Below are 3,060 nucleotides of genomic sequence, written 5' to 3'. Positions count from 1 at the left end.
GCTTAGGTGTAGGCGTTGGCGGGCTGGGCGCGGTTGCGTCCGCGCAGTCCGAGAATCGCGGTGGACGTCCCTGTGGAATGCGTCCCCGAGAAGTTCAGCTTGCCGCGGATGAACCGCTTCGAGCCGCGATAGCCGACGTAGTAGGACTGCGAGCAGTCAGTGTTGGCGATGATGGCCTTCACCGTGCCGACATTGGTGCCGGTGACGTAGTTGGTCAGGTCGGCGTTGGCGACAGCCGAGTAGCTGGCATCGACGTCGGTGTCGGCCTCCTGCACCTCCAGTTCCAGCTTGTCCGTGCCGGAATAGGTGTCGCCGTTGGCGCCGATCACGAAGATCAGGGCCGCGTCGTCGCAGTTCTGAAGGTCAAGGCCCTGACCGTCGGCCGGGACGGTGTCGGACGTGCGGATCAGCGGCACGAGAAGCGTGCTGACCGCGATGTTGGCATAAAGGGAAGTATGGTTGGTCATGGTGAAATCCTTTCGTTGGAGAAATGCGGCCGGATGTTACCATCCGGCCCGTTGAGCGTTTGTTAGGTCGAGATTTTTCCGATGATCGCGGCCTCGAAATTGACGACGCCACCCCCGACTCGCTTGGTCGTATAGAAGCCGATGTTCGGCTTGTCGGTGTAGGGGTCGCGCAGCACGCGGATGCCGGAACGGTCCACGATCTGGTAGGCCGCCCGGATGTCGCCGTAAACCATCGCCAAAGCGTTGGTCGTCACGGCAGGCATGTCGGCGGCGAACCACACGGGCTTGCCCATGATCGTCGGCTGCACGCCCAGGTTCTTGTCGAACGTCATGTTGAAGATCGGGTGGCCCTCGCCGTCCTTGATCTTCATCAGGAACGAGTTGCTGGCGCGCTGGATCAGGAACACGGCGTTGGTCTGGTACGGTTCCTTCAGGGCGTTCTGGAGGTCCACCAAGCCGTCGTAGAGGAAGGTGCTGGCCGAGCCGGTGTTGACCTGACGGATTTGCTGTGAGGCCAGGGTGGTGCCGGCGTCATAGCTCAGGATGCCCTTGGGCTTGTTGACGCCGTTGCCCGACACGAAGGCCGTGGCCTCGTCTCGGGCGAACTTGTCCGACACCTTCTGGGCCAGCCAGGCTTCCATGTCGATGCCCGCGTCATCAAGGATCTTCTGGGTGGCCTTGGGGTTGGCGTACAGTTCGTTGACGTAGATCGTCAGCTTGCCAACCGTCGGCGTTCCCGTGGTCGTGCGGGCCGTCGTTTCACCCACCCAACCGCTGGAGGCCTCGTCGTTGTCCAGGATCACCTCGTAGGTGTCGCTGCCGATGGAGGTCACGGTGGCGAGCTGGCGCATGGGAGAGGACTCGAACACGCGGGTCTGGATGACGCCGCCCATCTCCGGCATGGTCAGGTAGCCTCCGGACACGTCGCTGTTGACCGACAGGGCCTTGATTTCCGGGTCGGCGACGGCGCGCTTTTCCAGGTACTCGCGGAAGCTCTCGCGGTTCTCGCTGCCGGTGCGGGAGAACTCGTTGAACAGCTTGTTACGCTTCTCCGACGCCTCCTTGCCCTTGTCTTCGGACGAGCCGGCTGGAACGCGGTTCAACGCGGTTTTCACGCCGGACAGTTCGGCCTCCAGCAGTTTGTAGTTCGCCTCCAGGCTCTTCTGTTGATCTTCGGCGGCCTTGGCCTGGGCTTGGGCCTTCTGGCTCAGGTCGATGGCGTCACCCATCGCTTTTTCGAGTTTGTCGAACTTGGACAGGTCAATCGCGTCGACCTTGCCCTCGATGGTGTTCTGCTTGGTTTTGATGCCTTCCACCAGGCCCTTGTACTCGTTGAACGCCGACAGGGCGGTTTCAACGGATTTGGTCAGTTCTGCGGTCATATGAATTGCCTATGCTTTGAATTGGTTGAACAGATGGGTGAGTTGATTGAGCGATTCGGACTCACCGTCCCGGTGTTTCGTCAACGCTTTGTAGCCTTCCGCGATGATGGCTTTCGCCTCGCGCTGGCTGAAACTTGCGTCCCGCAAGTGTTTTTCAAGCTGCCGCTCCGTCATCGGGAGGGCGCTTTTGTCCTGGGTGTCTTCTTCCGGGGCATCCAGCAATCCGACGGCGGCCTGGAGCATTTGCAGGACGCCCGCCGCCATGTCGGGGGCAATCGGAACACCGACATCGACTGATGTCTGGCAGACGTTGGCGGCCTGTTCGAGCAGGGCGACGGCGGCGTCGATGTCATCAGACGCGGACTTCACGCCGGTAACGGTGGCCTTGGTGTTGGCCGGGAACGTGACCAGTGACACTTCGTAAAGATCAACCTCCTGCAGACGACGGATGTTCTGTTGGGTGTCCATCTCCGATTTCTTGGTGGAAAAGCCGATGGACAAACCCGTGATGGCCCCGCCCTTGGCGAGGGTGTAGGCGTCGTTGCCGCATTGGGTGGCAAAGACACGGCCTTTGAGCAGCAACCCTTGTGGGGTCTCCATCACCTGATCCCAGACGCCGATGGGCTGGTCGCTGTTGTGCTGCCAGAGCATGGCGGGCTTGCGGGCGAGCAGGGACTTGGTGAAGGCGCCGGGCATGACCACGTCGCCGTAGCTGTCCTCGTTGCCGAAGGTCGAGCCGTAGCCCTCGATGGTGCGGGTTTCCCCGTCCTCTTTGACTTCGATGTCTCGCAACAGAAAGGTTTTGTGTTGCAGTTTCATGGGCGAACCTTCCTTGATTCGGTTAATTGGCTTCGGAATAAATGAGTCCGCAGCGGCAGTTACAGAGATTCGCCGGGCTGGCCGACGGGTCGCCGGGGCGGTCCATCATCTCCCCGTCCACGATGAACTTTTCATCCAGCGGGATTGCCTCGCTTCCCGCCATTGCCGCGTGGGCGGGTCGGGTGCGGTCGTCGAGCGTCGGCAGCCATTCCTTGAGCATGGTCACGCCCAGGTCGCGTTCGGCCGACCGGACGCTCTCGACGCTTCCATAAGTGGCGGCGGCGTGGGTTTCCGTGCGGGCGACGAGGGCGGCGCGGTAGGGAGTCAGTTGGCTGACTGAGCGGATGTTTTTGGCGATGGCGGCCACGCCGTCCCCGTCACGGAGGCCGTCG

The 3,060-nt window shown here is 61.7% G+C and carries 4 protein-coding genes; all 4 read right to left on the bottom strand.

Going from position 1 to position 3,060, the window contains the following annotated elements; translation table 11 throughout:
* Positions 1–2: 2 nt before the first annotated feature.
* The gene (locus tag BGIM_RS0145690; protein WP_020476263.1) at positions 3–467 is read right to left on the bottom strand and encodes a hypothetical protein; all 465 of its coding nucleotides are present in this window, start codon (positions 465–467) and stop codon (positions 3–5) included.
* Positions 468–529: 62 nt separating this feature from the next.
* Entirely contained in the window at positions 530–1,849 is a 1,320-nt protein-coding gene (locus BGIM_RS0145685; RefSeq protein WP_020476262.1) for a phage major capsid protein, read from the bottom strand.
* Positions 1,850–1,858: 9 nt separating this feature from the next.
* Entirely contained in the window at positions 1,859–2,668 is an 810-nt protein-coding gene (locus tag BGIM_RS56185) for an HK97 family phage prohead protease (RefSeq protein WP_020476261.1), read from the bottom strand.
* Positions 2,669–2,690: 22 nt separating this feature from the next.
* Positions 2,691–3,060 (bottom strand): phage minor head protein (locus BGIM_RS67695; RefSeq protein ID WP_040892312.1); only part of this gene is annotated, 370 nt, incomplete at its 5' end.

Source organism: Zavarzinella formosa DSM 19928, from assembly GCF_000255705.1.
Lineage (GTDB): Bacteria > Planctomycetota > Planctomycetia > Gemmatales > Gemmataceae > Zavarzinella > Zavarzinella formosa.
Note: the sequence above shows the minus strand (reverse complement) of the source record. Positions and strands in the feature narration are given on the sequence as shown.